Annotated in this window: 2 protein-coding genes; one reads left to right on the forward strand and one right to left on the reverse strand. The window is 74.8% G+C overall.

The annotated features are described in order from the left end of the window. Positions 1-274, forward strand: a 274-nt coding sequence (locus ACYVE9_RS28605) for a molybdopterin dinucleotide binding domain-containing protein (RefSeq protein WP_461030792.1), incomplete at its 5' end; no start/stop codon positions are given. A gap of 92 nt (positions 275-366) precedes the next feature. Here the strand turns inward: ACYVE9_RS28605 and ACYVE9_RS28610 are convergent. After that, on the reverse strand, positions 367-753 hold the full coding sequence (locus tag ACYVE9_RS28610) for a DUF427 domain-containing protein (RefSeq protein WP_461030793.1): 387 nt from the start codon (positions 751-753) through the stop codon (positions 367-369). Positions 754-896: the final 143 nt, after the last annotated feature.

An 896-nucleotide genomic window follows, 5' to 3' on the forward strand; every position in this document is an offset into this window, starting at 1 on the left:
CCCGTTCGTCCAGCTGCACCCGCGGCTCGCGCGGCAGCACGGCATCACCGAGGGCGACGCGGTGGCGGTGGTGTCCCGGCGCGGCCGGGCCGTCGCCCCCGCCCGGCTGACCACCGGCATCCGGTCGGACACGGTGTTCATGCCGTTCCACTGGGCCGGTGCCGGACGCGCCAACACCCTCACCAACCCGGCACTCGATCCGGTGTCGGGCATGCCGGAGTTCAAGGTGTGCGCGGTCCGCCTGGAACGTGTGGCCGACCCCGGGCCGGACTGAGGACCGCCCGCAGCGCCACGCGGTCGTGTCGTCGGCCCCGGGGCGGCCGGTCGGGCGCCGCGCCGAAGCGGGCCGGCCCCGGGGCGTCCGCGTCAGGGGCCGGTGACCGTGACCTGGGCGACGGTGTCGTCGAAGCAGACGTAGTCCTTGATCAGCTCCACGTCGGCGATCGGCTCGGGATAGGCCCAGACGACGTCCCGGTGCACGGGTTCGGCGCCGTCGCCGGTGTACGACCAGTAGCCGGCCTCGCCCTTCCACGGGCAGCGGGTGTGCGTGTCCGAGGCCCGGAAGAGGGTGAAGTCGACGTCGGCGGCCGGGACGTAGTGCCGGTCGGGCAACCCGGTCTCGGTCAGCAGCACGGGGCGGTCCGTCTCGGCCACGACCTGGCCGTCGATCTCGACGCGGACGTGCCGGGTGGTCGGCTCGACGTGCACGCGGTGTCCGCCGGAACCTGACCGCGCGGAGTGATGGGATGTCATGGGGCCTCCGTTTTCGTACGGCTCGCACACTCGGGCACGTGCGGGTGCCCCCATTCTCCCTCGGGTACCGGGCTCGCCGGGGAGACGCCGACCGGGCTCGCGGCACGGAGCGGTCGCCGGCCCGACGCGAGCCGCCCCCCGCG

It is taken from the genome of Streptomyces sparsus (assembly GCF_054776295.1).